Origin of the sequence: Steroidobacter sp. (assembly GCF_036402275.1) — a bacterium.
In the GTDB taxonomy this organism is placed as follows: Bacteria; Pseudomonadota; Gammaproteobacteria; order Steroidobacterales; family Steroidobacteraceae; genus Steroidobacter.
The window spans coordinates 77,369-99,667 of sequence record NZ_DASWTF010000036.1 but is presented as its reverse complement, the minus strand read 5'-3'; the positions used below and the strand labels follow the sequence as shown (position 1 = coordinate 99,667).

21 protein-coding genes and 1 riboswitch are annotated in these 22,299 nt (G+C 62.4%); of the genes, 11 read left to right on the top strand and 10 right to left on the bottom strand.

The window, feature by feature from the left end:
- The first annotated feature begins 19 nt into the window (after positions 1 to 19).
- The 9 genes from VGD45_RS19855 to hisIE are packed head-to-tail and all read left to right on the top strand — an operon-like array spanning position 20 to position 7,466.
- On the top strand, positions 20 to 367 hold the full coding sequence (locus VGD45_RS19855; protein WP_331157085.1) for a YerC/YecD family TrpR-related protein: 348 nt from the start codon (positions 20 to 22) through the stop codon (positions 365 to 367).
- Positions 367 to 1,266 carry an ATP phosphoribosyltransferase gene (gene hisG, locus VGD45_RS19850; RefSeq protein WP_414717593.1) on the top strand — a complete coding sequence of 300 codons (900 nt, stop codon included), beginning with the start codon at positions 367 to 369 and terminating at the stop codon, positions 1,264 to 1,266. Before VGD45_RS19855 ends, hisG begins: the two co-directional genes overlap by 1 nt.
- Positions 1,263 to 2,591, top strand: a complete 1,329-nt coding sequence (gene hisD / locus VGD45_RS19845) for a histidinol dehydrogenase (protein WP_331157083.1) — start codon at positions 1,263 to 1,265, stop codon at positions 2,589 to 2,591. The genes hisG and hisD overlap by 4 nt, the downstream gene beginning before the upstream one ends.
- Entirely contained in the window at positions 2,588 to 3,664 is a 1,077-nt protein-coding gene (gene hisC, locus VGD45_RS19840) for a histidinol-phosphate transaminase (RefSeq protein ID WP_331157082.1), read from the top strand. The genes hisD and hisC overlap by 4 nt, the downstream gene beginning before the upstream one ends.
- Positions 3,661 to 4,737: a bifunctional histidinol-phosphatase/imidazoleglycerol-phosphate dehydratase HisB gene (gene hisB, locus VGD45_RS19835; protein WP_331157081.1), complete on the top strand. Its 1,077-nt coding sequence runs from the start codon at positions 3,661 to 3,663 to the stop codon at positions 4,735 to 4,737. The genes hisC and hisB overlap by 4 nt, the downstream gene beginning before the upstream one ends.
- On the top strand, positions 4,737 to 5,342 hold the full coding sequence (gene hisH / locus VGD45_RS19830; protein WP_331157080.1) for an imidazole glycerol phosphate synthase subunit HisH: 606 nt from the start codon (positions 4,737 to 4,739) through the stop codon (positions 5,340 to 5,342). Before hisB ends, hisH begins: the two co-directional genes overlap by 1 nt.
- A gap of 8 nt (positions 5,343 to 5,350) precedes the next feature.
- Positions 5,351 to 6,109, top strand: coding sequence for a 1-(5-phosphoribosyl)-5-[(5-phosphoribosylamino)methylideneamino]imidazole-4-carboxamide isomerase (gene hisA / locus VGD45_RS19825; protein WP_331157079.1), 759 nt, complete (start codon positions 5,351 to 5,353; stop codon positions 6,107 to 6,109).
- Positions 6,073 to 6,840, top strand: a complete 768-nt coding sequence (hisF, locus tag VGD45_RS19820) for an imidazole glycerol phosphate synthase subunit HisF (protein WP_349263323.1) — start codon at positions 6,073 to 6,075, stop codon at positions 6,838 to 6,840. Before hisA ends, hisF begins: the two co-directional genes overlap by 37 nt.
- Complete coding sequence (gene hisIE, locus VGD45_RS19815) at positions 6,837 to 7,466, top strand: bifunctional phosphoribosyl-AMP cyclohydrolase/phosphoribosyl-ATP diphosphatase HisIE (protein WP_331157077.1); 630 nt, start codon at positions 6,837 to 6,839, stop codon at positions 7,464 to 7,466. The genes hisF and hisIE overlap by 4 nt, the downstream gene beginning before the upstream one ends.
- 89 nt (positions 7,467 to 7,555) lie before the next feature.
- Here hisIE and VGD45_RS19810 read toward each other — a convergent pair whose 3' ends face one another.
- The 6 genes from VGD45_RS19810 to VGD45_RS19785 form a co-directional block, all read right to left on the bottom strand.
- Positions 7,556 to 8,344, bottom strand: a complete 789-nt coding sequence (locus tag VGD45_RS19810) for a DUF4198 domain-containing protein (RefSeq protein ID WP_331157076.1) — start codon at positions 8,342 to 8,344, stop codon at positions 7,556 to 7,558.
- Positions 8,345 to 8,369: 25 nt separating this feature from the next.
- Positions 8,370 to 10,697 carry a TonB-dependent hemoglobin/transferrin/lactoferrin family receptor gene (locus tag VGD45_RS19805; protein WP_331157075.1) on the bottom strand — a complete coding sequence of 776 codons (2,328 nt, stop codon included), beginning with the start codon at positions 10,695 to 10,697 and terminating at the stop codon, positions 8,370 to 8,372.
- A 92-nt stretch (positions 10,698 to 10,789) separates the two neighbouring features.
- A complete protein-coding gene (locus tag VGD45_RS19800) occupies positions 10,790 to 11,743 on the bottom strand; it encodes a hypothetical protein (RefSeq protein ID WP_331157074.1) in 954 nt (317 codons plus the stop codon).
- A 179-nt stretch (positions 11,744 to 11,922) separates the two neighbouring features.
- Positions 11,923 to 12,810, bottom strand: coding sequence for a copper resistance protein B (locus tag VGD45_RS19795; RefSeq protein WP_331157073.1), 888 nt, complete (start codon positions 12,808 to 12,810; stop codon positions 11,923 to 11,925).
- Positions 12,807 to 14,657, bottom strand: a complete 1,851-nt coding sequence (locus VGD45_RS19790; protein WP_331157072.1) for a copper resistance system multicopper oxidase — start codon at positions 14,655 to 14,657, stop codon at positions 12,807 to 12,809. The genes VGD45_RS19795 and VGD45_RS19790 overlap by 4 nt, the downstream gene beginning before the upstream one ends.
- Positions 14,658 to 14,738: 81 nt before the next feature.
- Entirely contained in the window at positions 14,739 to 15,104 is a 366-nt protein-coding gene (locus VGD45_RS19785) for a CopL family metal-binding regulatory protein (protein WP_331157071.1), read from the bottom strand.
- Positions 15,105 to 15,298: 194 nt separating this feature from the next.
- Here VGD45_RS19785 and VGD45_RS19780 point away from each other — a divergent pair, with 194 nt between their 5' ends.
- Positions 15,299 to 15,856: a hypothetical protein gene (locus VGD45_RS19780; protein ID WP_331157070.1), complete on the top strand. Its 558-nt coding sequence runs from the start codon at positions 15,299 to 15,301 to the stop codon at positions 15,854 to 15,856.
- An 83-nt stretch (positions 15,857 to 15,939) separates the two neighbouring features.
- On the opposite strand, the gene VGD45_RS19775 is transcribed toward VGD45_RS19780, so the two are convergent.
- The 4 genes from VGD45_RS19775 to VGD45_RS19760 form a co-directional block, all read right to left on the bottom strand.
- Entirely contained in the window at positions 15,940 to 18,549 is a 2,610-nt protein-coding gene (locus VGD45_RS19775; protein WP_331157069.1) for a bifunctional aspartate kinase/diaminopimelate decarboxylase, read from the bottom strand.
- Between the two features lie 137 nt (positions 18,550 to 18,686).
- Positions 18,687 to 18,905 (bottom strand): hypothetical protein, encoded by a 219-nt coding sequence (locus VGD45_RS19770; RefSeq protein ID WP_331157068.1) that lies wholly within the window; start codon positions 18,903 to 18,905, stop codon positions 18,687 to 18,689.
- 152 nt (positions 18,906 to 19,057) lie between these two features.
- Positions 19,058 to 19,861, bottom strand: a complete 804-nt coding sequence (locus VGD45_RS19765) for an SAM-dependent chlorinase/fluorinase (protein WP_331157067.1) — start codon at positions 19,859 to 19,861, stop codon at positions 19,058 to 19,060.
- Positions 19,862 to 19,884: 23 nt separating this feature from the next.
- Entirely contained in the window at positions 19,885 to 20,754 is an 870-nt protein-coding gene (locus VGD45_RS19760; protein ID WP_331157066.1) for a MaoC/PaaZ C-terminal domain-containing protein, read from the bottom strand.
- Between the two features lie 136 nt (positions 20,755 to 20,890).
- A riboswitch (ZMP/ZTP riboswitch) is annotated at positions 20,891 to 20,983 on the top strand.
- 28 nt (positions 20,984 to 21,011) lie between these two features.
- Here VGD45_RS19760 and glyA point away from each other — a divergent pair.
- Positions 21,012 to 22,274: a serine hydroxymethyltransferase gene (glyA, locus tag VGD45_RS19755; RefSeq protein ID WP_331157065.1), complete on the top strand. Its 1,263-nt coding sequence runs from the start codon at positions 21,012 to 21,014 to the stop codon at positions 22,272 to 22,274.
- Positions 22,275 to 22,299: the final 25 nt, after the last annotated feature.

Below are 22,299 nucleotides of genomic sequence, written 5' to 3'. Positions count from 1 at the left end.
CGGTGGGGTTCGGGACCGTATGAAAGAGCATCGGGCATTGACGCCGCGCCAGGAGGCGTTAGCGGAACGGGCGCTGTTTGGCGCCATCCTGACTTTGCGCAGCGTCGAGGAATGCCGCGCGTTCTTTCGCGATCTGTGCACGCCGGCCGAGTTGCAGGCGCTGGCTGATCGCTGGGCCGTGGTCGCCCTGCTCCAGCAGGGCGTGCCGTATCGGGAAATTCACAAGCAGACCGGTGTCAGCGTGACCACGATCGGACGCGTCGCACGCTACCTGCTCAACGGCAACGGCGGCTACACGCTCGCCGCCGAACGCATGAAAGATTCTTCCGACTCTCGTTCACAGGATACTGGGCGCGCCCGACCATGATCGACAAAGCTACCCGCCTCAAAGTGGCCCTGCAGAAGTCCGGGCGCCTCACCGAGAACTCGCTGGACCTGATGGTCCGTTGCGGCTTGAAGTACAGCCGCGGCAAGGACCAGCTGATGTGCTATGGCGAGAACATGCCGCTCGATCTGCTGTTCGTGCGCGATGACGACATTCCGGACCTGGTGCAGCAGGATGTTTGCGATCTCGGCATCGTCGGCTTGAACGTGATCGAAGAGAAACGCCTCGCCTTCCAGGCCAAGGGCGTGCAGCCGCTGTTCGAACAGTTGATGACGCTCGACTACGGCAAGTGTCGTCTGTCCATCGCCGTGCCCGATGGCGTCGAATACAAAGATGCGCGCTCACTGCATGGCAAGCGCATCGCGACGACGTATCCAAACATTCTTGCCCGCTATCTGCGCCAGCGGGACGTGCAGGCGGAGATCGTGACGTTGTCTGGCGCGGTGGAGATCGCGCCTCGCCTGGGTCGCGCCGATTTCATTTGTGATCTCGTCTCGACCGGCTCGACGCTGCTCGCGAACCACCTGTGGGAGGCCGAGACCATTCTGGAAAGCCAGGCCGCGATCATCACGACGCCGGTGCCGGTCTCGGCCGAAAAGCAGGACTGGATCCATCGCCTGACCATGCGCATCGACGGTGTGCAGCAGGTGAAGGAAAGCAAATACATCATGCTGCACGCCCCGCGCTCGAAGCTTGCGGACATTCGCAAACTCCTGCCCGGCAGCGAGTCGCCCACCATCGTGCCGCTCGATGGCACCGGCGACAAAGTCGCTGTGCATGCGGTGTGTCGCGAGAACGTGTTCTGGGAGACGCTCGAGAGCCTCAAAGCCGCAGGCGCGAGCGCCATCCTGGTGTTGCCCGTCGAGAAGATGTTGGCGTGACGAGGTCCACTGTGAGTCTGGCGCTGCTTGAATGGTCGAATCTTTCCGCGGATGAGCGGCGAGCTGCCTTGCGGCGGCCCGCACAGGCGGATAGCGAGGCCCTGCATCGACGCGTCAGCGAGATCATCAAGGACGTTCGCGCTCGCGGCGATCGAGCGGTCCTCGAATTCACCGAGCGCTTCGATGGCGTGAAGCTTCTATCGCTCGAAGTCAGCGCCGCTGAATTCGCGGCCGCCGAAAGCGCATTGAGCAGTGAACAGCGCGCCGCGCTCGAACGAGCCATCAGCAACGTGCGTCGTTTCCACGAGGCGCAGCTCGGCAATCCGCTGCGCGTAGAAACATCGCCCGGCGTGGTTTGCGAGCGTCACTTTCGCGCCATCGACGCCGTCGGCTTGTATGTCCCCGCGGGCGTCGCTCCCCTGCCCTCCGCCGCCATCATGCTGGCTGTGCCCGCAAGCATCGCCGGCTGCCCCACACGCATCATCTGCACACCACCGCGCAAGGACGGCTCCGCCGATCCTGCGGTGCTGGTCGTCGCGAAGCTGTGCGGCGTCGATCGCGTGTTCAAGGTCGGCGGCGCGCAGGCGGTCGCCGCCATGGCCTATGGCACCGAGGCCATTCCGAAGGTCGACAAAGTGCTCGGTCCGGGCAACTCCTGGGTCACGGCTGCAAAGATTCTCGCCGCGAACGATCCTGATGGCGCAGCGCTCGATCTGCCCGCGGGTCCTTCTGAAGTGCTGGTCATTGCCGATGAGCGCGCGAACGCCGAATTCGTCGCCGCGGATCTGCTGGCCCAGGCCGAGCACAGCGCCGACGCACAGGCCATTCTCGTAACGACCTCTCGCAAGCTTGCCGAAGCGACAATCGATCAATTGGAAGCGCAGATGCGCCGGCTCGGCCGCGAGAGCACCTTGCGCGAGTCCATCAATCATGCGCGATTGTTTCTTGTCGAATCCCTGCAGTCCGCATTCGAGCTGAGCAACGCCTACGCACCCGAGCACCTGATCGTGCAGGTCGCGAACGCTCGCGATTGGTTGCCCAGCATCCGTAACGCCGGCTCTGTGTTTCTCGGCGCCTGGACGCCCGAGACCATGGGCGATTACTGCAGCGGCACGAATCATGTGTTGCCCACCTATGGATTTGCCCGCGCTTACAGCGGCCTGTCGCTGGTCGATTTCCAGAAGCGCATGACCGTGCAGGAGCTCACTGCCGACGGCCTGCGCGATCTGGGGCCCACCGCCGTCACCATCGCTGGCCTCGAAGGCCTCGACGCACACGCCAATGCAGTGCAAGTGCGCCTGCGCCAACTCGCGAACCCCTCATGAACCCGATTCTCAAACTTGCCCGGCCCGACATCCTGTCGCTGCAGCCCTATCAACACGCGGCGTGGGAGCCGACGCTCGAGCGCATGCACGCGAACGAAATGCCCTGGCGCGCGGACGGTGATCGCTCCGGCGCAGGGCTCAATCGTTATCCCGAGCCGCAGCCCGATGCGCTCATCGAGCATCTCGCTCACTTGTATGGGGTTGCGCCCAAGAGCGTGATCGCCGGACGCGGCAGCGATGAAGGCATTGATCTGCTGGTGCGCGCTTTCTGTCGCGCCGGCGTCGATAGCGTGCTGATCTGCCCGCCCACCTTCGGCATGTACAAAGTGTCCGCTCGCATTCAAGGCGCGGGCGTCATCGAAGTGCCACTCGTCAAAGAGCGTGGTTTCGAGCTGGATGTTCAGGCCGTGCTCGCCGCATGCAACGAGAACGTCAAGCTCGTCTTCGTGTGCACGCCCAACAATCCCACGGGCAACCTGCTGGATCGTGCCTCCATCGAAACGCTGTGCACCCAGCTGAGCGACAAGGCGTTGGTGGTGGTCGATGAGGCCTACATCGAATTCGCCGGCGTGCCGAGCATGGTGTCCGAGCTGAAACGCTATCCGAACCTCGTCATCCTGCGCACGCTGTCAAAAGCGTATGCGTTGGCCGGCGCGCGCTGCGGCGCCTTGCTGGCGCACGAAGACATCGTGAGTTTGTTGGCCCGCGTGATCACGCCGTACGCATTGCCGACTCACACCATCGATGCGGTGTTGGAGTTCACCAATGCAGCGCACGTCGCCGAGTCCAAGCAACGCATCGCCTTGATCTTGAGCGAGCGCGCCCGACTCGCCGAGCGGCTGACGCCGCTGCCCCTGATCAAGAAAGTGTGGACCAGCGACTCCAACTTCATTCTCGTGGACTGTAACGATGCGGACGCCGTGCTGCGCGCAGCCCTCGCGGCCGGGCTGATCATTCGCGACCCGCGCTCGCAGCTCGGTCTTGGCAGCTGTTTGCGCATTTCGATCGGCACCCCAGAGCAGAACGATCGCCTCGTGCGCGGTGTCGCCCGGGCCTCGGGAGTTGCAGCATGAGCGGTCAACGCGTTCTGTTCATCGATCGCGACGGCACCATCATCGTCGAGCCTGCGGACAAGCAGATCGACAGCCTGCTGAAGTTTCGCCTGGTGCCGGATGTCATCGCAGGTCTACAGCGCTTGCGCGATGCGGGCTACACCCTCGTCATGGTGAGCAATCAGGATGGCCTCGGCACCGAGAGCTTCCCTGAGCCGACCTTCCGTGAGCCGCATGAGTTCCTGCGCGAGCTGCTGGCCTCGCAAGGCATTCGCTTTAGTGAGGAGTTCATCTGCCCGCACAAGCCCGTGGACAACTGCCACTGCCGCAAGCCCAAGACCGGGCTGCTCGATGACTACCTGCGCGATCACCCTATCGATCGCAATCACAGCTATGTCATCGGCGATCGCGAGACCGATCTGGAGCTCGCGCGCAACCTCGGCATTCAAGGCATTCGTGTGCGCACGGAGGAAACACCGGGCGACACCTGGCCCGAGATCGTGGCCCGCCTGACGAGTCAGACTCGCGTTGCGAGCGTGGTCCGCAAGACCAAGGAAACCGACATCAAGGTCGAGGTGAACCTGGATCGCGAATCGCCGATTCACATCGAGACGGGCCTCGGCTTTTTCGATCACATGCTGGAGCAGATCGCCAAGCACGGCGGCTTCTCGCTGCAGCTCACCTGCAAGGGCGACCTGCACATCGACGAGCATCACACCGTCGAGGACTGCGCGCTGGCGCTCGGACAGGCATTGAAACAGGCGCTCGGCGACAAGCGTGGCATCCATCGCTACGGCTTCCTGCTGCCGATGGATGAGGCGCTGGCTCAAGTGGCCATCGATCTGTCGGGGCGGCCCTACTTCGTGTTCGAAGGCCAGTTCGGCCGCGATCACGTCGGGCAGTTGCCTACCGAGCTCGTGCCGCATTTCTTTCGGTCGCTCGCCGAGACGCTCGGTGCGGCCATCAATCTGAAAGTTCAGGGTGACAACACCCATCACATGATCGAAGCTTGTTTCAAAGGCGTCGGTCGCACATTGCGCCAGGCATTTCGCATCACGGATACCGAACTGCCGAGCACCAAAGGCACGTTGTAATGCAGCTCGTGATCATCGACAGTGGCGGCGCCAACATCGCGTCCCTTCGTTACGCGATCGACCGGCTCGGAGTGGCCTCCGAGCTCACCACCGATCCGGAGAAGGTTCGCGCCGCCTCGCACGTCATCCTGCCGGGCGTGGGCGCTGCGGCGGACTGCATGGGGCGCCTGCAGAAGATCCCGGGCCTCGTGGACACCATTCGCAAACTGCGTCAGCCCATGCTCGGCATCTGCGTCGGTATGCAGCTGTTGTTTGAATCCTCCGAAGAAGGCGAAGTGCCCTGCCTCGGCCTGCTGCCGGGCCGCGTGCGACGCTTCGCCGATCGCGACGATCTGCCGGTGCCGCACATGGGCTGGAATCAACTCGAGTTCGATTCGGCCTCGCCCCTGCTCAAGGACATCAATCCCGGCGATCACGTTTATTTCGTGCACAGCTATTCGGCGCCGGTGGGCCCGCTGACGCTCGCCACGGCGACTTACGGCGAGCAGTTCTCGGCGTTGGTTCAAAGCGGCAACGTGTTTGGCGCACAGTTCCATCCGGAACGCTCGGCGCGCATCGGCTCGCTGCTGCTGCGTAATTTCCTGCAACTGCAACAGACTCACTGAACTCATCCATGGAGCTGATTCCCGCCATCGATCTCAAAGACGGCCGCTGCGTGCGGCTGTTCAAAGGCGATTTCGCCGCCGAGACCGTGTATTCCAACGATCCGGCCGAAATCCTCGACCGCTATCGCGCCTTCGGTGCGAGGCGCATTCATGTCGTCGATCTGGACGGCGCGAAGGACGGCACGCAAGCGAACCGCGATGTCATCGTCAAATTCGCGCGCGACAATTCGGTGAAGCTGCAAGTCGGCGGTGGGCTACGCTCGCTCGATCGAGTCAAAGCGCTGTTGGATGCGGGGGTTGAGCGCGCAGTCATCGGCAGCGTCGCCATCAATTCACCCGACGTGGTCGTGTCCTGGTTGTCGGAAGTGGATCCGACGCGCATCGTGCTGGCGCTCGACGTGCGGCTCGATGATTCCGGTCTGCCGATGCTCACGACGCATGGTTGGCAGCAGACCAGCGGCGTGATGTTGTGGACCGCGGTCGAACGTTTCGTCCGCGTCGGTGTGTCGCATGTCCTTTGCACGGACGTTGCAAGAGACGGCGCTCTCACCGGCCCGAACTTCGAGCTGTACGCCGAAGCGGTGCGTAGATTTCCAGAGCTACAGTGGCAGGCGTCCGGCGGTGTTGCCACCGCCCGCGACCTGATCGCCCTGCGCGAATGCGGCGTCGCCGCCGTGATCAGCGGCAAGGCGCTGCTGGAAAACAAGATTTCTTCTCAGGAGTTGCGGCCATTCTTGCCAAACGCATCATCCCCTGTCTCGATGTAAGAGACGGGCAGGTCGTCAAGGGCGTGCGCTTCCGCGATCATGTGGTCGTGGGCGACATCCTGGAACTGGCCACGCGCTATCGCGACGAGGGCGCGGACGAGCTCGTGTTCTACGACATCACGGCGAGCCCGGATGGCCGGACGGTGGATCGCAGCTGGATCCGCCGGATCGCACGCATTCTGGATATTCCTTTTTGTGTCGCCGGTGGCATTCGCAGCGTTTCCGATGCCGAAGAGGTGCTTGGCGAGGGCGCCGAGAAAGTGTCCATCAACTCACCTGCCCTCATGGATCCCGAGCTGATCAGCCGCTTGAGCGCCCGCTTCGGAGCGCAATGCGTGGTCGTCGGCATCGATAGCCAGACAGTCGGTGGCGACTATCAGGTCTATCAATTCACCGGCGATCCCGAGCGGACGCGTAACACGGCACGCAAGACGTTGGATTGGGTACGCGAGGTGCAAGAACGCGGCGCGGGCGAGATCGTGCTCAATTGCATGGCAAGCGATGGCGTGCGCAAGGGCTATGACATCGCTCAGCTGAGCGCCGTGCGCTCGCAGTGCCGAGTGCCGTTGATTGCCTCGGGTGGCGCAGGAGCGAAAGAACACTTCGCGAGCGTCTTCACCGAAGCTCGGGTGGATGGTGCGCTGGCTGCGAGCGTCTTCCACACGGGAGCGCTGCCCATTCCTGACTTGAAGAACTACTTGCGCGAGACATCGATCGAGGTTCGGCCATGAAGCTCGAGCAGATCGAGTCGTTCGACTGGAGCAAGGGCGACGGCCTGCTGCCCGCGGTCGTTCAGGACGCGAGCACCGGCAAGGTGCTCATGCTCGGATACATGAACCGCGAGTCACTGCGCAAGACGCTCGGCGAGAAGCGTGTGACGTTCTATAGCCGGAGTAAACAACGGCTTTGGACCAAGGGCGAGACCTCCGGTCATTTCCTGCACCTGGTCGATGCCGCGATCGATTGTGACAACGACACGCTGCTCATCACCGCCCGCCCCGATGGCCCGACATGCCACAACGGCACCGACAGCTGCTTTGGCGATGAGATCGGCAGCACCGCCACTCACCTCGCCTTCCTCTCCCGCCTCGAATCCGTCATCGAGAAACGCGTCGCCGAACGCCCCGAAGGCAGCTACACCGCCCGCCTTTGGGCTGAAGGCAAGACTCGGATGGCGCAGAAGGTCGGCGAGGAAGGCGTCGAGGTCGCCCTCGCCGCCGTCACTCAACCCGACGACAAGCTGGTCGGCGAAGCCGCCGACCTATTGTTTCATCTGACGTTGCTGCTCAAGAGCCGGCAGCTGTCGTTATCTCACGTCGTCGCCGAACTGGAGCGGCGGCACGCTGCCAAGAAGTAAACGTTTCCGCAGAAACGTCGAATGTCAAATTCCGTCCGAAACTGAAGCGCGCAAACGGAGGGTGCCCCCTCCCTCCATGCAAAACCTTCCTACTCCGTTGCTTCAACCACCACCGAGTACGTGTAGCTCACGCCCTGCTGACTCTCCGGCGACGGCGTTGGGCGGTGGCGGGACATCGCGAGGTACACGCCGGGCTTGTCAGGCTTGAAGCTGAAGCAGCCGGCGTTGTCTGTGATGACTTCAGCGAAGGCCTTCTTATCCGAGTAGCGCTGCTGCCCGCGGTACACGGACACGGTGTGGCCGGCGAGCGGCTTGCCGTCGAAGAGGACCTCGAACTTCATCTCGGCACCGACGAAGGCGGAGTTCGGATGTGACAGGGCCCGATACTCCAACCCAGCATTGCGTGGCGCGAGCGCGGAATCAGAAGGCTTGCCGCGAGTGACGTAAACGTCGGCCATGGTGATGCTGGTGACGTCATACGCCTTCGCGCCCGCAGGTGGCGCTTCCTTGGGGGCGAGAAACTTCCAGTCGCCATCGACCCAGGCTGCCTTGGAAGTGCGGCCGCCGCGCTTGCCAGTGGAGATGCGATAGGTGCCCTGCTCCTTCGTGTCGGCTTCGAGGATTGCAAGGTCTCGCGTGTACACGGGCGTCAGCGCAAGCTTCGCGCCAGTTGGTGTGAGCACGTGGTAGTGGTCGGACTTCATCGCCACGTCAGGCTCGAAGAACTCCTCAGTGAAGCTGCCCTGTACTGTTACGTGATCCCGCTTGCCCAGATCGAAAAGATTCGGCAGCAGATACGGCGAGTGAGCCTGCGCGCTGCTGAAGCATAGCAAGACAGCTCCGAGGGAAAGCGCACCCGCGATGCGAACATTCAACATGCGATAGATCTCCAACACTCAATGATCAAAACTGCCACGCCAGCGACACGCGGAAATTGCGGCCCGGCTCGCTGTAGCGGCCGATGCCGTCGCCGGTGACATAGCCGTACAAGGTCGTCGTCCCTTCGTTGACGAACCGAACGCGCGGCCACAGGTAATACTTCTCATCGAACACGTTGAACACGCCGGCGCTCAAGCGCAGGTCCTTGGTGATGTCGATCTCACCGAACAGGTCCAGCACCGTGTACGAATCGCTCAAATAGTCAGGCACGAGCGATGTGAAGAAATCGTTCGGCGCCGTCTGAGTGAGCGCGGCGTCTTCGAGCTTCTTCGCCTCGGCATGCGACACGTTGCCGGTCAGCGACCAGCGCTGCGTCGGCGAGTCGTAGCGAAGGCCGACGACGCCCGTCGCCGGAACGATGCTGGGCAGCGGGTCGCCGTTCTGCTTCTCGCCTTCGCTATAAGACCAAGCCAGCCGCGTCGACCACTGCCGATTGATCACCCAGCGGCCCTCGACCTCCACGCCTTTGACGACAACGTCGCCGACGTTCGCTGGTGTGAGGTATGCATTGCCGTCCGTGATGGTGCAATTCGTCCCAGTGCACGTTTGATACTGCGTGCCAGGATTCTGGATACGAGCGACGGTCTCGATGAAGTCGGTGTACTTGTCCCGATACGCCGAGATGCCCAGCAAGTAGCGTTCGGTCTGCCAGCGATATCCTAGCTCGGTGTTCAGGCTCTTCTCGGCGTCGAGATCGGGGTTCGACGCTGCGTCCCAGAGCGTCACCTCATTGCCCGTGGCCACCTCCGTCGCGGTGCTCGTGGCCGTCGGCGCATACAGCTCACCTACGGTTGGCGCGCGGAAACCCCGTCCCACCTGTCCCCACACCGAATGCTCGGCCGTGAGCTTGAAGTCGATGCCCGCTTGCCAGGTGGGTGAGGAGAATTCCAGGTCGCGAACGGAGCCCGTCTCATCGACAAACTGCTCATCCAGGTTCGGAGAATAATCGGTGCGGTCGTAGCGAACGCCTGCGTGCAGGGTCAGCCGATCGTTCAGCAGATACACGCTGTCGCGCAGATACGCACTGTAAGTAGTCACATCGGTTTCGGGGATCTGATCCGGATCCACCGTGACCGAACTGGTCGCGCTGGTGGTGCCGATGTAGCGCGTATCCACCGCCGAGAACGACACCTCACGCTGCTGCCAGGCGAGCCCATAGACCAACGAATGGCCGGCGTCCTTCCCTTTCCAGTCCTTGGTGAAATCCAAGGCCGTTCGATCGAGCACCTGCTCGGTCGCACGATCCTCACTACGAAGACAGGGCACGACGTTCTGTGCGCACCCCGTACCGGCCAGGATCGTCGTCAAGCCGCGAGATTTGGTTTCCACGCGATCCGCAGTCCATTCAAGGCTGTCGAAGAAGGTACCCGCGTCGTCCCATGAGTAGCGCACGCCGTAGCGATCACGGTCGTTGTCATCATCAGCGCGGCGTGTGAGATACCCGAGCCCGCCCACGCGAGACAGATTGTCGATCTCGTTCGTAGCGCGGCTGTATTCGCCGACCAGGCCGAAGCGCTGCGTATCGCCGATCAGGAAATCCACCTTGGCGAGCACCTCATCGCTCTCTCGATCCATCGGATCCGGCGTGCGACGCCCCGAGCCGGTGGCGATGGGCTCTGAGTCATACCATGACTCCGTTTCATGTCCGCGACGTCGCGTGTACAGCACCATGGACTCCACCCGCCCCGTTCGGTTCGCGAAGGTGGCCGTCGTCATCAGCTCATCGCTGCTGCTGGTGTAGCCGCTCTTGACGCGAAAGTACGTGTCGTTCCCGTCGGGATTCAGATAGTCATAGGCGTCCTTGGTGACAAACATCACCGCGCCGCCCAGCGCACCGCTACCAGCAGTGATGGAGTCGGCGCCCTTCACCACCTCGATGCTCTTGAGCGAATCGATATCGACGCTGCCGCGTCCAGAACGGAAGAATTCATAGGCAGGCGTCGTCTCGACCGTTTCGGCGAACGCAAGTCCATCGACGGTCAATGCCACCCGATCGCCTTCGAGCCCGCGAATATTGAAACCGTTCTCACCGAAGCGGCCCATGTCCACGATGCTCACGCCCGGAATGTAACGAATCGCATCCTCGAAGTTCTGCGCCTGTTCTTCTTCGAGTTGGGCGACGCCCACCACCGTGCGGTTGCCCAACGTTGAGCGGCCCTCTTCCTCGGCCGTGACTTTGATCTTATCCAGCTGCCGTGCCTGTTCATCCGCTTCGGCGGCATAGCTCAGACGCATCGCCGACAGCAGCGTGGCGGCGATGGCCAGGGACAGGACGGTACTCGAGGTACGCATGACAAACTCCAGACAGAATCCGTGGATAGCGATGCCTGGTTGGCGTCCGGCTGACTGGGCGTATGTTTGATGAGTTTTGAAGAGCGCGCGCGTTACGGCGTCTGCACCTGGCTCGTGACCGCGCGCTCCTCCTCGGTGCGGCGTTCCCGCGCTGGCGGCGGATCCGCTTGAGTGATCGCGCCGTCTTTGTTCGTATCCGCGCGATCGAACATGCGCGCGCTCATGGCGAAGTATTCGTCGCGGCTGATGCCGCCATTTCTATCGGCGTCAATGGCTTTGAAGCGCACGCGGCCCTGCTTCAACTGCGCCTCGCGGCGATCGGCGATTCGATCGTTGAGACGAGCGTCGAATTCCTTCACATACTCGTCATGATCGAGCTTGCCATCCTTGTTCACATCGGTCGCGGCGAAGGATTTCCCTCGCTGGGCCTCGTATTGCGCGCGGCTCAGAACGTCATCGCCATCGTCGTCATAGATTTCGAGCATGCCCGCCAGGTTGTGGCTGGTCGGCATGGCAATGATCGAGCGCCGCCGCGGTGTTTCTTCCGCCTTCGGCTCGGCGTCATCCTGAGTGATCCTGCCATCCTTGTTGCGATCGAGAAGGACAAAGGCGCGTTCGCCGGACGCATCGTATTCGGCGCGGCTGACGAATCTGTCCTCGTCCTTATCGAGCGCTTTGAAGCGCGTGTCGGCCTGCTTCAGCGAAGCGTTGCGCTCATCTGCGATGTCGCGATCCAGTCGGACCGAATATTCGTTTAAGTACTCATCGACCGTGAGCGAGCCGTCTCGGTTGCCGTCGGTCGTCGCGAAGCGCGACTTGCGCACAGTCTCGTACTCGGCTCGCGACACTTGCCCGTCGCCATCGTCGTCCCACGAGCCAATGAACGCGTTGCCCGCGTGGCCGCCGGTCGGAAGCGATTGGGCGCCTTCGGTCTTCTCCGCGCCGTGAGCCACGCCGAGCATTGCCGAAATCACCGCAGCCAGGCTGCAAGTCCGAAGGGCACGACGAACCATCAGCGGTGCTGATGCGCGAGAAGAAACGAACATGGCGAGACTCCCTGATTGTCGGACGCACGGAGCCACAACGACGGGAGCAGAGGCCAGTTGCGGAAGCTCTCGTCCGTTATGGACTTTGTTATTGGCTGGCCCGAGAGCTGGCGGCTCGCCGGTGTCGCCGACGAGCGCCATAGATGATAACGATTCTCAACTGGTTGGCAAGTGCCTCACTAAAACCAGGCGCGGACGCCGGCGACAAACTGAACCTCATCGGCGTCGTCGCCGTGCTCACGGGCGAGGTCGGCTGTCTCACCAAACTTTCGCGACCACGACACGCCGATGTATGGCGCGAACTCGCGGCGAATTTCATAACGCAGTCTCAGCCCAAGCTCGGCATGGCTGAAGCCCGAGCCAATGCCGTTCGCGACGTCATCCTTGCCGTAGAGATCGAGCTCGAGCTTGGGCTGCAGGACCAGCCGCTGCGTCAGGAACATTTCGTACTCCGCCTCGAGGCTGGCCGCCGTGCGGCCCTCCTCGCCCGCATAGACCGTGGCCTCCACCTCGAACCAGTACGGCGCGAGTCCCTGGACGCCGAATGCTGCCCAGGTCCGCGACGGACCTTCGCCGAAATCGTGCGCAACGCCGGCTTGCACGCTCCACCATCGCGAGATCACGTGATCCCACAACAATTCGGCCGAGCCCTCATATTCGCCGTCGGTACGCTCGCCTTCTGTTCTGAGCAGCGCCTTATCGTAATCATTGCCGTACCACAGGCGACCATCCCAGCCCAACGTGTCGCCCGCGTCGGTGTCACGCCATTCGAACTGATCCAACATCGCCATGCCGAAGAGCGCCGTGTCGTCCATGGCCATCATTTCCGCCATTTGCTCTTCCGACATGTCGCGCATGACGTACTGAGGCGGTGGCGGAGGAACGTGGGCGCGTTCGCTCTCGGTGCGTTGATCGCCGTGTGACGCGTGATCGTGATGCTCGGCCTGCTGACTCTGCGAAGAATCGTGCTGAGTGTGCTCGTGATGTTGATGCTCTTCTTGAGCGGCGGCGGCCGTCGCGGCCAGACAGAGCGTCAACGCGAGATGAAACTTGATCAGTGAGCTCATGAGTGAGCTCCGTGACCACCGGTGGGCCCGCCAACCCCACTACCGTCTCCTGACTCGACGTGCACCTCGCGGAACATGCCCGCTTCCATGTGATATAGCAGATGGCAGTGATAGGCCCATCGCCCCGGCGCATCCGCCGTCACGGCATAGCTCAGCTTCTGCGCCGGATTCACATTCACCGTGTGTTTGCGCGCCTGGAAGTTGCCGGATGCATCCTCGAGCTCGCTCCACATGCCGTGCAGGTGGATCGGATGCGTCATCATGGAATCGTTCACCAGCGTGATCCGCAGCCGCTCGCCGAGCTGGAACTTGAGCGGCTTGGCTTCGGAGAACTTCTGGCCATTGAACGACCACACGAAGCGTTCCATGTGGCCGGTCAGATGCAATTCGATCTCGCGACCGGGCTCACGGCGATCGATCGGGCCGCCAATGGTGCGCAGATCGGCGTACGTCAGCACGCGACGACCGTTGTTTCTCAAGCCCACGCCAGGATCATCCAATCCGACGTTCGGTTGCTCGACTTGCATGTCCATCAGCGGCGTGCGCTCCGTCGCCGGATGACCGGATGATTGCGACGGCCCATGTCCCATGGCCGCGTGATCGACACTCTGAGCGGCAGATCCGTGGCCAGCGTGAGCATCCGCCTGTCCATGATTCATCTGGCTGTGATCCATCTGATCCTGATTCATCTCGCCGGATCCATGGCCGCCATGTGACATCCCCATGTCGCGCATCGTCAGCAGCGGCCGTGGATCCAGCGGCGGAATTTCCGCCTCGAGTCCCGGACTCGGTGACAACGTGCCGCGCGCATAGCCGGACCGATCCATCGCCTGCGCGAAGATGGTGTAGGCACGATCATCCTTCGGCTCGACGATGACGTCGTACGTCTCCGCCGCACCGATCCGAAACTCATCGACGGAGACGGGCTCGACATCCTGACCGTCGCTCGCGACAACGGTCAGCTTCAATCCCGGAATGCGCACGTCGAAGAACGACATCGACGAGCCATTGATGAATCGCAACCGAACCTTCTCGCCTCGCGAGAACAGACCCGTCCAGTTGCCCGTCGGCGTCACGCCGTTCATGAGATACGTATACGCATAGCCCGACACATCGAGCATGTCGGTGGGGTTCATGCGCATCTCGCCCCACATGCGACGATCCGCGAGGGTTTCGCTCCAGCCGTTCTTGCGGACATCCGCAAAGAATTCGCCAGCGGTGCGGCGACGGAAGTTGTAATAATCGCTGTGCTTCTTCAGCACCGAGAAGATGCGTTCGGGATCGATGTCCGTCCAATCGGACAACATCACCACGTAATCACGCTGCGTCGGGAAGCGCTCGCCGCCACGCCGCTCGATCACGATCGGCCCATACAAACCCGTTTGTTCCTGGAAGCGCGAGTGCGCGTGATACCAGTACGTGCCCGACTGGTTCACTTTGAAGCGATAGAGATACTCGCCACCACTGGAAATCCCGTCGAAGCTCAGCCCCGGCACGCCATCCATGTCTGCCGGCAGGATCATGCCGTGCCAATGAATGGAGCTGCGGGTCCCGAGTCGATTCGCAACTCGCAGGGTAACCGTATCGCCTTCCCGCCAGCGAAGCAGCGGCCCCGGAATCTGTCCGTTCACGACCGTGCCGACGCGTTTGTGGCCGGTGAAATTGAAGGGCGCCTCACCGATCTGCAAATCGAAATGCGAGCCGGTGAGCACGGTCTGACTCTGGCTCTGCGCCCAGCCAGCGCCACGTGGCGCGCCCAGCACGAACAACCCGGCGCCCGCCGCCTGGAGAAAACTTCTGCGCGACAGCGGCGACAGGCCCGCGCGCGATGATCGAATCGATGACATGAAACTCTCTTGAATCAAGACGTCGACATGCGGGCCGCGGCCGAGGCCACATGCCCACTCAGCAAACGTGAATCAAGAGAGTCAGGCGGGAGGTCGGAATAATCCGGACGGGCGTTGTGATATCACGCCATTCGTGCCGTGCGAGATCAGCAGCGAGGTCGCCGCAACGGGATTCAGAATGATTGCATCGAGTGCTGCACACGGCACGTGCAGGCAGGGACACTCGCAGTTCCCTGTCTCGCAGCAGTCCTGCTTGGCAGAGGAATGATCTGCACTTGCGTCCGCGTGATGTGCCGTCGGCATCTCAGCACTGCCACTATCGTGTTCGGGACACGCGGCGGAATCGCCTTCCATAGCGGAGATTGCTGGTTCAGCAACGTCCATCGCGCCCATCGGCATGGCATGGCCGAGCTCGCCCATGAACAGACGGGTCACGAGCAGCAACATCAGCGCCCAGCGTTGCCAGCAGAATTTACGCACGGCGAGAGAGTACCGTCCGCCACCGCACGGCGCAAATTACCCCGTGGCAAGGTTGTGACGATCTTCTCCTGACACACCGTCGGGAGGCCTCCGAAATCCTGGCATCCAGCGCTCGGAAGGCGCGTCGATGCTCAGGAACTTGAGCTTAGGCGCTACGTTGATTGGGTACACAAACCGTTGGGGGTTTTGCCATGAAATCTTTGGCTCCAAGACTCATTCCCGTCGCGATCGCGAGCATCCTGTGCGGTGTCGCTGTCGCGGGCGGAGGAAAGGATGACAAATTGTCGATGATGGACAAGAACGGCGACGGCAAGGTGACCGCCGCCGAGCATACGGAAGGCGCAAGGGCGATGTTCACCAAGATGGACAGCAACAAGGACGGCAGCGTGACCGCCCAGGAGATGGACTCTGCTCATTCGTCGATGCACAAGGATCATGCGACCGCGCGCACCGAAGGCACGCCGGATCGAGAGCGGATGGAAGACAAGAAGGCCTATGACCCGGCCGGCAAGGGTAAAGCCATGCCCAAGGGTATGTCTTCCGAGCAGAAGATTGCCGCCATGGACACCAATAACGACGGCAAGCTGAGCGAGGCCGAGCACGCTGCCGGCTCGAAGCAGATGTTCAGCAAGATGGACGCAGACAGTGACGGATCCTTGACGGCGCAGGAGTGGCGCGAAGGCCATAGCAAGGAGATGACGGCGAGCGACGCCGAATAGTCGCCGCGAGTCTGAAGGAATCGATCGCAGGAAGGACGAAGCGAAGCGGGCCCGCGAGGCCCGCTTTGCTTTTGTGAGGACTCCTAGATCAGTACTTCGATCGCCGGCTCACGCAAGTTATACGTCGAGCTCATCGCACGTCCGTACGCGCCCGCGGTCGCCAGCAACAGCACATCGCCTTCCTGTGTCGGCGGCAGCAAGCGATCCGTGCCTAACGTGTCGCCCGACTCGCAAATGGGGCCGACGACGTTGACGACCTCGGTCGGCAGATCGTCCAAGCGCGTCAGATTCACGATCTCATGATGCGCGCCGTACAGCGCCGGGCGAATCAGCGAGTTCATGCCGGTTGCGACACCGACGTAGTGCACTTCGCCCTTGCCCTTCAGCTGCGTCACTTGCGCGAGCAGCACGCCGGCTTCGGCAACGAGATAACGGCCGGGCTCGATCCACAACGTGAGCTTCGGGTGCGCCGCCTTCAGCGCGGCGAGCGTCTCGCCAAACTCGGAGAGCACCACGCCCTGCTGACCCAAGCGCTCGGGCACGCCGAGACCGCCGCCCAGATCGACGATACGCACGTCGTTGAAGCGCTGCGTGAGCGCAGTGAGCGTGTCGCCCACCGACTTCCAGTTATCGACGCTGAACACGCCACTGCCGGTGTGCGCATGCAGACCGACGACCTTTGCGCCGGCTGCCTTCACCAGGCGCTCGAGCTCATCCATCTCGAACAACGGCACGCCGAACTTGGAATGCACGCCAGCGGTGCGCACTTTGTCGTGATGGCCGCGGCCGTAGCCCGTGTCGATGCGGATGAAGACGTCGCGTCCCTTGAACAGCTCCGGCCACGCCTTGAGCGGATGCAGATTATCGAGCGTCACCCAGATGCCCTGCTCCACGGCCCACTCGTATTCGGCGCGCGGCGCGAAGTTCGGCGTGAACAGGATCTTCTGCTTGCTGAGTGACGGCACCGTCTTCAGCACGTGCTCGACTTCGGAGCGCGACACGCACTCGAAGCCCAGGCCCAGCTCCGCGAACAGCTTGATGATCTCCGGATGCCAGTTGGCCTTGAGCGCATAGAACACGCCTTCGATGCCGGGCAGCGCGCGCAGTGCCTTGGCCTTCGCGGTCAAGGTCCCGCGGTCGTAGACGTAGGCTGCGCCGTGTTCGCGTCCCAGCTTGATCAGATCGTTGCGGCGCTCATGCCACCACTGCCGCAGGTCGATGGCGCCCTTGTCTTTCGGGCCATATAGCTCTTCCCAGGTCGGGCCGAGCACGCGATCGGCGGTCATCTTCTGAATGGCGATATCGTGCAGGCGCGACACCAGCCGATCGCCCTGCGCCTCATCGATCACGAACGTGATGTTCAGGTCGTTGGCCGCCTGAGTCACGAGATAGATCTTCTGCTCTTCGAACAGCTCGAGCGCATCGCCCAGGCGATGCAGGATCGCGCGGATGTTTCTTCCGACGAGGCTCACCGCCGCACACGGTCCGATGACCTCCACGCGACACAGCTTGCCGAGATCGACGACGAGCGCATCGAGCGTCGCCTTGTCGAGCGTATTGGCCGCCGGATCGAGCGACACGGTGACGCTGGTCTCGGACGTCGATACGAGATCGATCGACAGGCCGTGGTCCTTGAACACCTGGAACGCATCGGCGAGGAAGCCCACCGAATGCCACATGCCGACGGTCTCCATCGACACCAGCGTGATGTTCTTCTTGATGGTGACGGCTTTCACTTGCGCCGCGACGTTGCCGCCCTGCGTGGTGATAACCGTGCCTTCGAGCTTCGGCGTCTGCGTTGCGTAGACGTAGAGCGGAATGCCGTACTGCTTCACCGGCATGATGCAACGGGGATGCAGCACCTTCGCGCCGCTGCTCGCGATTTCCTGCGCCTCATCGTATTCGAGTGCACGGAGCAAGCGAGCCGTCGGCACCGAGCGCGGATTGGCGCTGAACATGCCGGGCACGTCGGTCCAGATCTCCAGACGACGCGCCTGCAGCTTGGCCGCGAAATAACTTCCGGAGGTGTCCGAGCCGCCACGACCCAACAACACGGTGTCGCCGTGCTCGTCGCTCGCGATGAAGCCCTGGGAAATGAACACCGTGCCTTGCGAGGACCAGCGACGTTGCAGCTCCTGATCCGGCTCGTAGTTACAAGTGGCCGACAGATAGCTCGAGCGCAGATTGGCGTTGCGCCGCTGCTCGGCCTTGAGCACGGTACGTGCGTCGACCCAGTGCGCATCCAACCCTTGGGCTTTGAGGAATGCGGCGCCGAGTTGCGTCGCCATCAACTCGCCTTGCGCCATCACGCGAGCCCGCAGGCGCTCGCTCACCTCGCCCACCAGCGCGATGCCGGCGGCGATCTGTCGCAAACGTTTGAACTGCTCTTCCAGATTCTGGCTGGGGGTGACACCGAGATCGCGCGCCAGATCCCGATGGCGCTGCTCGATCTGATTCATCACGGCCTGCGCTTCATTGCTCTGCGTGTCGAGCGACAAGGCCAGCAGCTGTTCGAGGCGATCGGTAATGCCCGACAACGCCGAATGAATCACGACGGGACGCATTCCCTCGGCCAACCGCTCGCGCACCACGGCCGCGATGTTTTTCCAGTTAGCTACCGAGGAAACGCTCGTGCCACCGAACTTGAGCACCACCCACGGCGACGCCGCGGGCGAGGAATCAGCCATCGTCATTTGTAAGCTCTTTAGGTGTGAGGAAAAGGATCGGGCTCGCGGGCCAGCGCGCACCATCCTGGCTCCGGCCTCTTAGAGCTTTGCCGGAGTAGCGACAGCTGTAGGGGCGCGAAACCTGCAGTCCGCGCGGCACCTTACTATTCTTCTTCGAAATCGTTCAGTTCTTTCTTCAGGCGCCGGTCGGCCAGTACATCCTCGAGTTTGCTCCAGGCCGCTTTGCCTTTTTTCGCCGCCTGGGCGGCGTTCGGACGGGCGCGTCGGGCGCCGGCGTCGATGAACTTCTCGTAATTCTGGTCCTCGTCGCTTTCGGCGACGAAGTCATCGTCGAGATCGAAGTGATCGTCGTCTCTCTCCATTGGGCTTTCCTGAAAAATCCAGCCAAATCAACTACATCGGTAACCGGCAAGGCCGGAAGCCTGCGGACTATATACGATGCGCGGCGGTTTTCAATGGCTTGGAGGACAGGCGAATCAAATAGTTCGACCCCGGTTTCGCGGCAAACGAAGGCTCAGGGAGCGTTGCTGACCACGACCGGCGCCCCCCTCCCCAAACCCAGCGCCTCGGCCGCGCTCTGCTCCGCTCGGGCGATTTCGACCACGCCGAAGGAGTTCACGAGGGCCAGGAATTCCCCCGGGCTTACGTCCCCGTACGTGCGTCTGAGGGCAAAGCTGTGGCCGCCGGTCTTGACCATGGGGCGGCTGAACGCCTCGATCAGGGCGCCGTCGATGTTGGTGATCAGGTTGCCGAAATGGTCGGTGGTCATGACCACCCCGGCCACCTGGTCGGCCGCCACGGAGGGCTCATCCACCCAGGAGGGCACGATGTCGTGGGTCTGCGGGCCCAGGTCGGCGGGATTTGCCCGGCGGCCGGCGATGTCCGCGGCCAGGGGGGCGAAAATGTCCCGGCCATGGAAGGTGGCGCTGGCCGGGGGCAGCTTGAACTTGGCCCCGGCATGGACGGCGTCGAAGCGGTAGATCTTGGCCGAGGGCACCTTGGTCACGATGGGCGCCAGCAGCCCATTGTCCGGGGCCAGGAAGGCATGGCCGTTCGCGACCACGGCGATGATGTCCCGCTTGGTGCCGACGCCCGGATCCACCACCGCGACGTGCACCGAGCCATCGGGAAAGTAGCTGTAAGCCCGCGCCAGCCAGAACCCCGCCTCCGCCGGCCAATACACCGGCACGTCGTGGGTCACGTCGATGATCCGCGCCTCGGGCAGTCGCGCCAGGATGCGACCTTTCATGGTCGCGACGAAGGGCCCTTGGGGACCGAAATCGGTGGTGAGGGTGATGACGCCGCAGGCTGAGAACATGAGTGAATGAGAGCCTTCTGAATTCAGATGCGAACTTCGCAGCGACCAAAGTCCTGAACGATGACGTTGCGCTCGCTCGCTACCACCCGGAATGACGCGTCACCCGCGGCGATGTTCCAGATCTCCACGTGCAGCGGCTCGCCCGGATACACAGGACTGGTGAAGCGCGTGTCCAGACGCTGCAAGCGAGAGGGATCATCGGCGCACAGCGTCTTGATCAACGCGCGACCGGCCATGCCGTAATGACACAGCCCGTGCAGGATCGGGCGATTGAACCCTGCGATCGCGGCGATCTCCGGATCGCTGTGCAGCGGGTTGTAGTCGCCCGATAAGCGATAGATCAGCGCCTGATTCGGCATGTTGGTCAGCGCGACTGAATGATCAGCTGCACGGTCTGCAGGAACCGGGCGAGGTTTCGGCGCGCCTTCGCTCTTGCCGCCGAAGCCGCCGTCGCCGCGGAGGAACGCAACGTTGCCCATGGTCGCCAATAGATCGCCAGAGGCGGCATCGAACAACTTGCGCGTCAGGTACAGGATGGCGCCCTTCTCCGCGCCCTTGTCGTAGATTTCATCGATCGACGTCTCGCCGATGACCGTGGCTTCGGTCGGCAGCGGCTTGTGAATCTGCAACGTCTGCTCCGCGTGCAGCAGCAGCTTGTAGTTGATGCCGAACTCGGGTTGCGCAAGCAGCATCGGCGCGGCTGCGAGCGTGACTGCCTGCATGGGCAGTGCGACGAGTGACTTTTCGTAAACGTATTTGAGATCGCCCGTGTCCGTGGGATCGCTCGCACCGACGCCCAGGCCCAGCGCGTAGAGCATGGTGTCCCGCCGCGTGTAGGTATGGCGGATGGGTTCGAACTGCATGCTCTTCAGCTTGGCGTAATCGATCGGCATGGCCGCTCCATGAAGGATTCGCAAGACGACACGACGATTGTCACTGAATCGTTCCCGGCGCGCCATGACCGCCGACCTTCTCTACATTACTTTTGGTGCCAGCTTGCAGACGTCGAAATGCTTGGCGTAGCATCCGCTCCGCGCATGTGACTGGCGTCAGATGGAACAAACCATCGGGAAGCATGCGCGCAGGGTCTCCCTGCCGCGGCCGCTCGCCTGGGCTCCAAGTCCACCCTCCTCTCAACTGGAGCGCCGCTATGCAGATCTCATTCGACTTGCTTCGTTCGTCCGATCCCGATGTCTTCGAGGCAGTTGTCGGCGAAGAACGCCGCCAGCGCGAAGGGCTCGAACTCATTCCGTCCGAGAACTATGCCTTTCCCGAGGTTTACGCCACCAACGGCTCGGTCTTCGCCAACAAGTACGCCGAAGGTTATGTCGGCCGCCGCTATTACGGCGGGCAGCAGTTCACCGACCGCATCGAGTCGCTCGCGATCGAGCGCGCCAAGCGTTTGTTTCGCGCCGAGCATGCGAACGTGCAGCCGCTGAGCGGCTCGCCGATGAATCAAGCGGTTTACATGGCATGTCTTGCGCCGGGCGATACGGTGCTGGCGATGGATCTGTCGCACGGCGGGCATCTCACTCATGGTGCGCCGGTGTCGTGCATGGGGCGCATCTTCAAGTTCGTTCGTTACAAGACGTCTCCGCCTGCAGGTTATATCGATTACGACGCGGTGCTCGCAATGGCGCGCGAGGTGCGGCCGAAGATCGTGCTTTGCGGCCATTCCTCATATCCGCGTGAAGTGGACTATGCGCGGTTTCGGGCCATTGCAGATGATGTGGGTGCGCTATGCATGGCGGATGTCTCACACGTTGGCGGCTTGATCGCAGGCGGCGCGTTGGCGAATCCGCTCGATGCGGGCTTCGACATCGTCACGACGACCACTCACAAATCGTTGCGGGGTCCGCGAGGTGGGATGATTCTTTCCAAGGCGTCGCTTGCGCAGAAGATCGATTCGGCGGTGTTCCCCGGGATGCAAGGTGGGCCGCACATGAATGCCGTCGCGGGCATCGCTGTGACGTTGAAGCTTGCTGCCGAACCTGCATTCAAAGAATACGCGGCGCAGGTGGTGCGCAATGCTCGCGCGCTCGCGGATGAGCTGTTGAAACAAGGCTGCACGCTCATTACCGGCGGCACGGAGAATCATCTCATCGTCATCGATACCGTGCGCTCGTTCGACATCGACGGCCGCGTCGCGGAGACGGCCCTCGATCTCGCCGGCCTCACCGTCAACAAACAAGTCATCCCCGACGACCCTCGCCCTCCCCTCAAGCCCAGCGGCATCCGCTTGGGCACGCCAGCGCTGACAACTCGCGGCATGAAGGAGGACGAGATGAAACAGGTTGCCGCGTGGATGGTCGAAGCGCTTCGCTCACCGACGGATGAGACGAAGCTGCACGGCCTCCATGAGCAGGTGCGTGCGCTTTGCAAGCAGTTCCCCGTTCCGGGCCTGGACGCATAAGCCATCTGCGTGGAATACGCGTCGT

Excerpts from the sequence above, each read along its gene's own strand:
- VGD45_RS19770 (WP_331157068.1), bottom strand. The coding sequence starts at position 18,905 with ATGGAGAGAGACGACGATCACTTCGATCTCGACGATGACTTCGTCGCC.
- VGD45_RS19805 (WP_331157075.1), bottom strand. The coding sequence starts at position 10,697 with ATGCGTACCTCGAGTACCGTCCTGTCCCTGGCCATCGCCGCCACGCTG.
- VGD45_RS19795 (WP_331157073.1), bottom strand. The coding sequence starts at position 12,810 with ATGAGCTCACTGATCAAGTTTCATCTCGCGTTGACGCTCTGTCTGGCC.
- VGD45_RS19790 (WP_331157072.1), bottom strand. The coding sequence starts at position 14,657 with ATGTCATCGATTCGATCATCGCGCGCGGGCCTGTCGCCGCTGTCGCGC.
- VGD45_RS19800 (WP_331157074.1), bottom strand. The coding sequence starts at position 11,743 with ATGTTCGTTTCTTCTCGCGCATCAGCACCGCTGATGGTTCGTCGTGCC.
- VGD45_RS19765 (WP_331157067.1), bottom strand. The coding sequence starts at position 19,861 with ATGTTCTCAGCCTGCGGCGTCATCACCCTCACCACCGATTTCGGTCCC.
- VGD45_RS19810 (WP_331157076.1), bottom strand. The coding sequence starts at position 8,344 with ATGTTGAATGTTCGCATCGCGGGTGCGCTTTCCCTCGGAGCTGTCTTG.
- VGD45_RS19855 (WP_331157085.1), top strand. The coding sequence starts at position 20 with ATGAAAGAGCATCGGGCATTGACGCCGCGCCAGGAGGCGTTAGCGGAA.
- hisIE (WP_331157077.1), top strand. The coding sequence starts at position 6,837 with ATGAAGCTCGAGCAGATCGAGTCGTTCGACTGGAGCAAGGGCGACGGC.
- hisH (WP_331157080.1), top strand. The coding sequence starts at position 4,737 with ATGCAGCTCGTGATCATCGACAGTGGCGGCGCCAACATCGCGTCCCTT.
- VGD45_RS19785 (WP_331157071.1), bottom strand. The coding sequence starts at position 15,104 with ATGTTGCTGCTCGTGACCCGTCTGTTCATGGGCGAGCTCGGCCATGCC.
- VGD45_RS19760 (WP_331157066.1), bottom strand. The coding sequence starts at position 20,754 with ATGCCGATCGATTACGCCAAGCTGAAGAGCATGCAGTTCGAACCCATC.
- hisC (WP_331157082.1), top strand. The coding sequence starts at position 2,588 with ATGAACCCGATTCTCAAACTTGCCCGGCCCGACATCCTGTCGCTGCAG.
- hisA (WP_331157079.1), top strand. The coding sequence starts at position 5,351 with ATGGAGCTGATTCCCGCCATCGATCTCAAAGACGGCCGCTGCGTGCGG.
- VGD45_RS19775 (WP_331157069.1), bottom strand. The coding sequence starts at position 18,549 with ATGACGATGGCTGATTCCTCGCCCGCGGCGTCGCCGTGGGTGGTGCTC.
- hisB (WP_331157081.1), top strand. The coding sequence starts at position 3,661 with ATGAGCGGTCAACGCGTTCTGTTCATCGATCGCGACGGCACCATCATC.
- glyA (WP_331157065.1), top strand. The coding sequence starts at position 21,012 with ATGCAGATCTCATTCGACTTGCTTCGTTCGTCCGATCCCGATGTCTTC.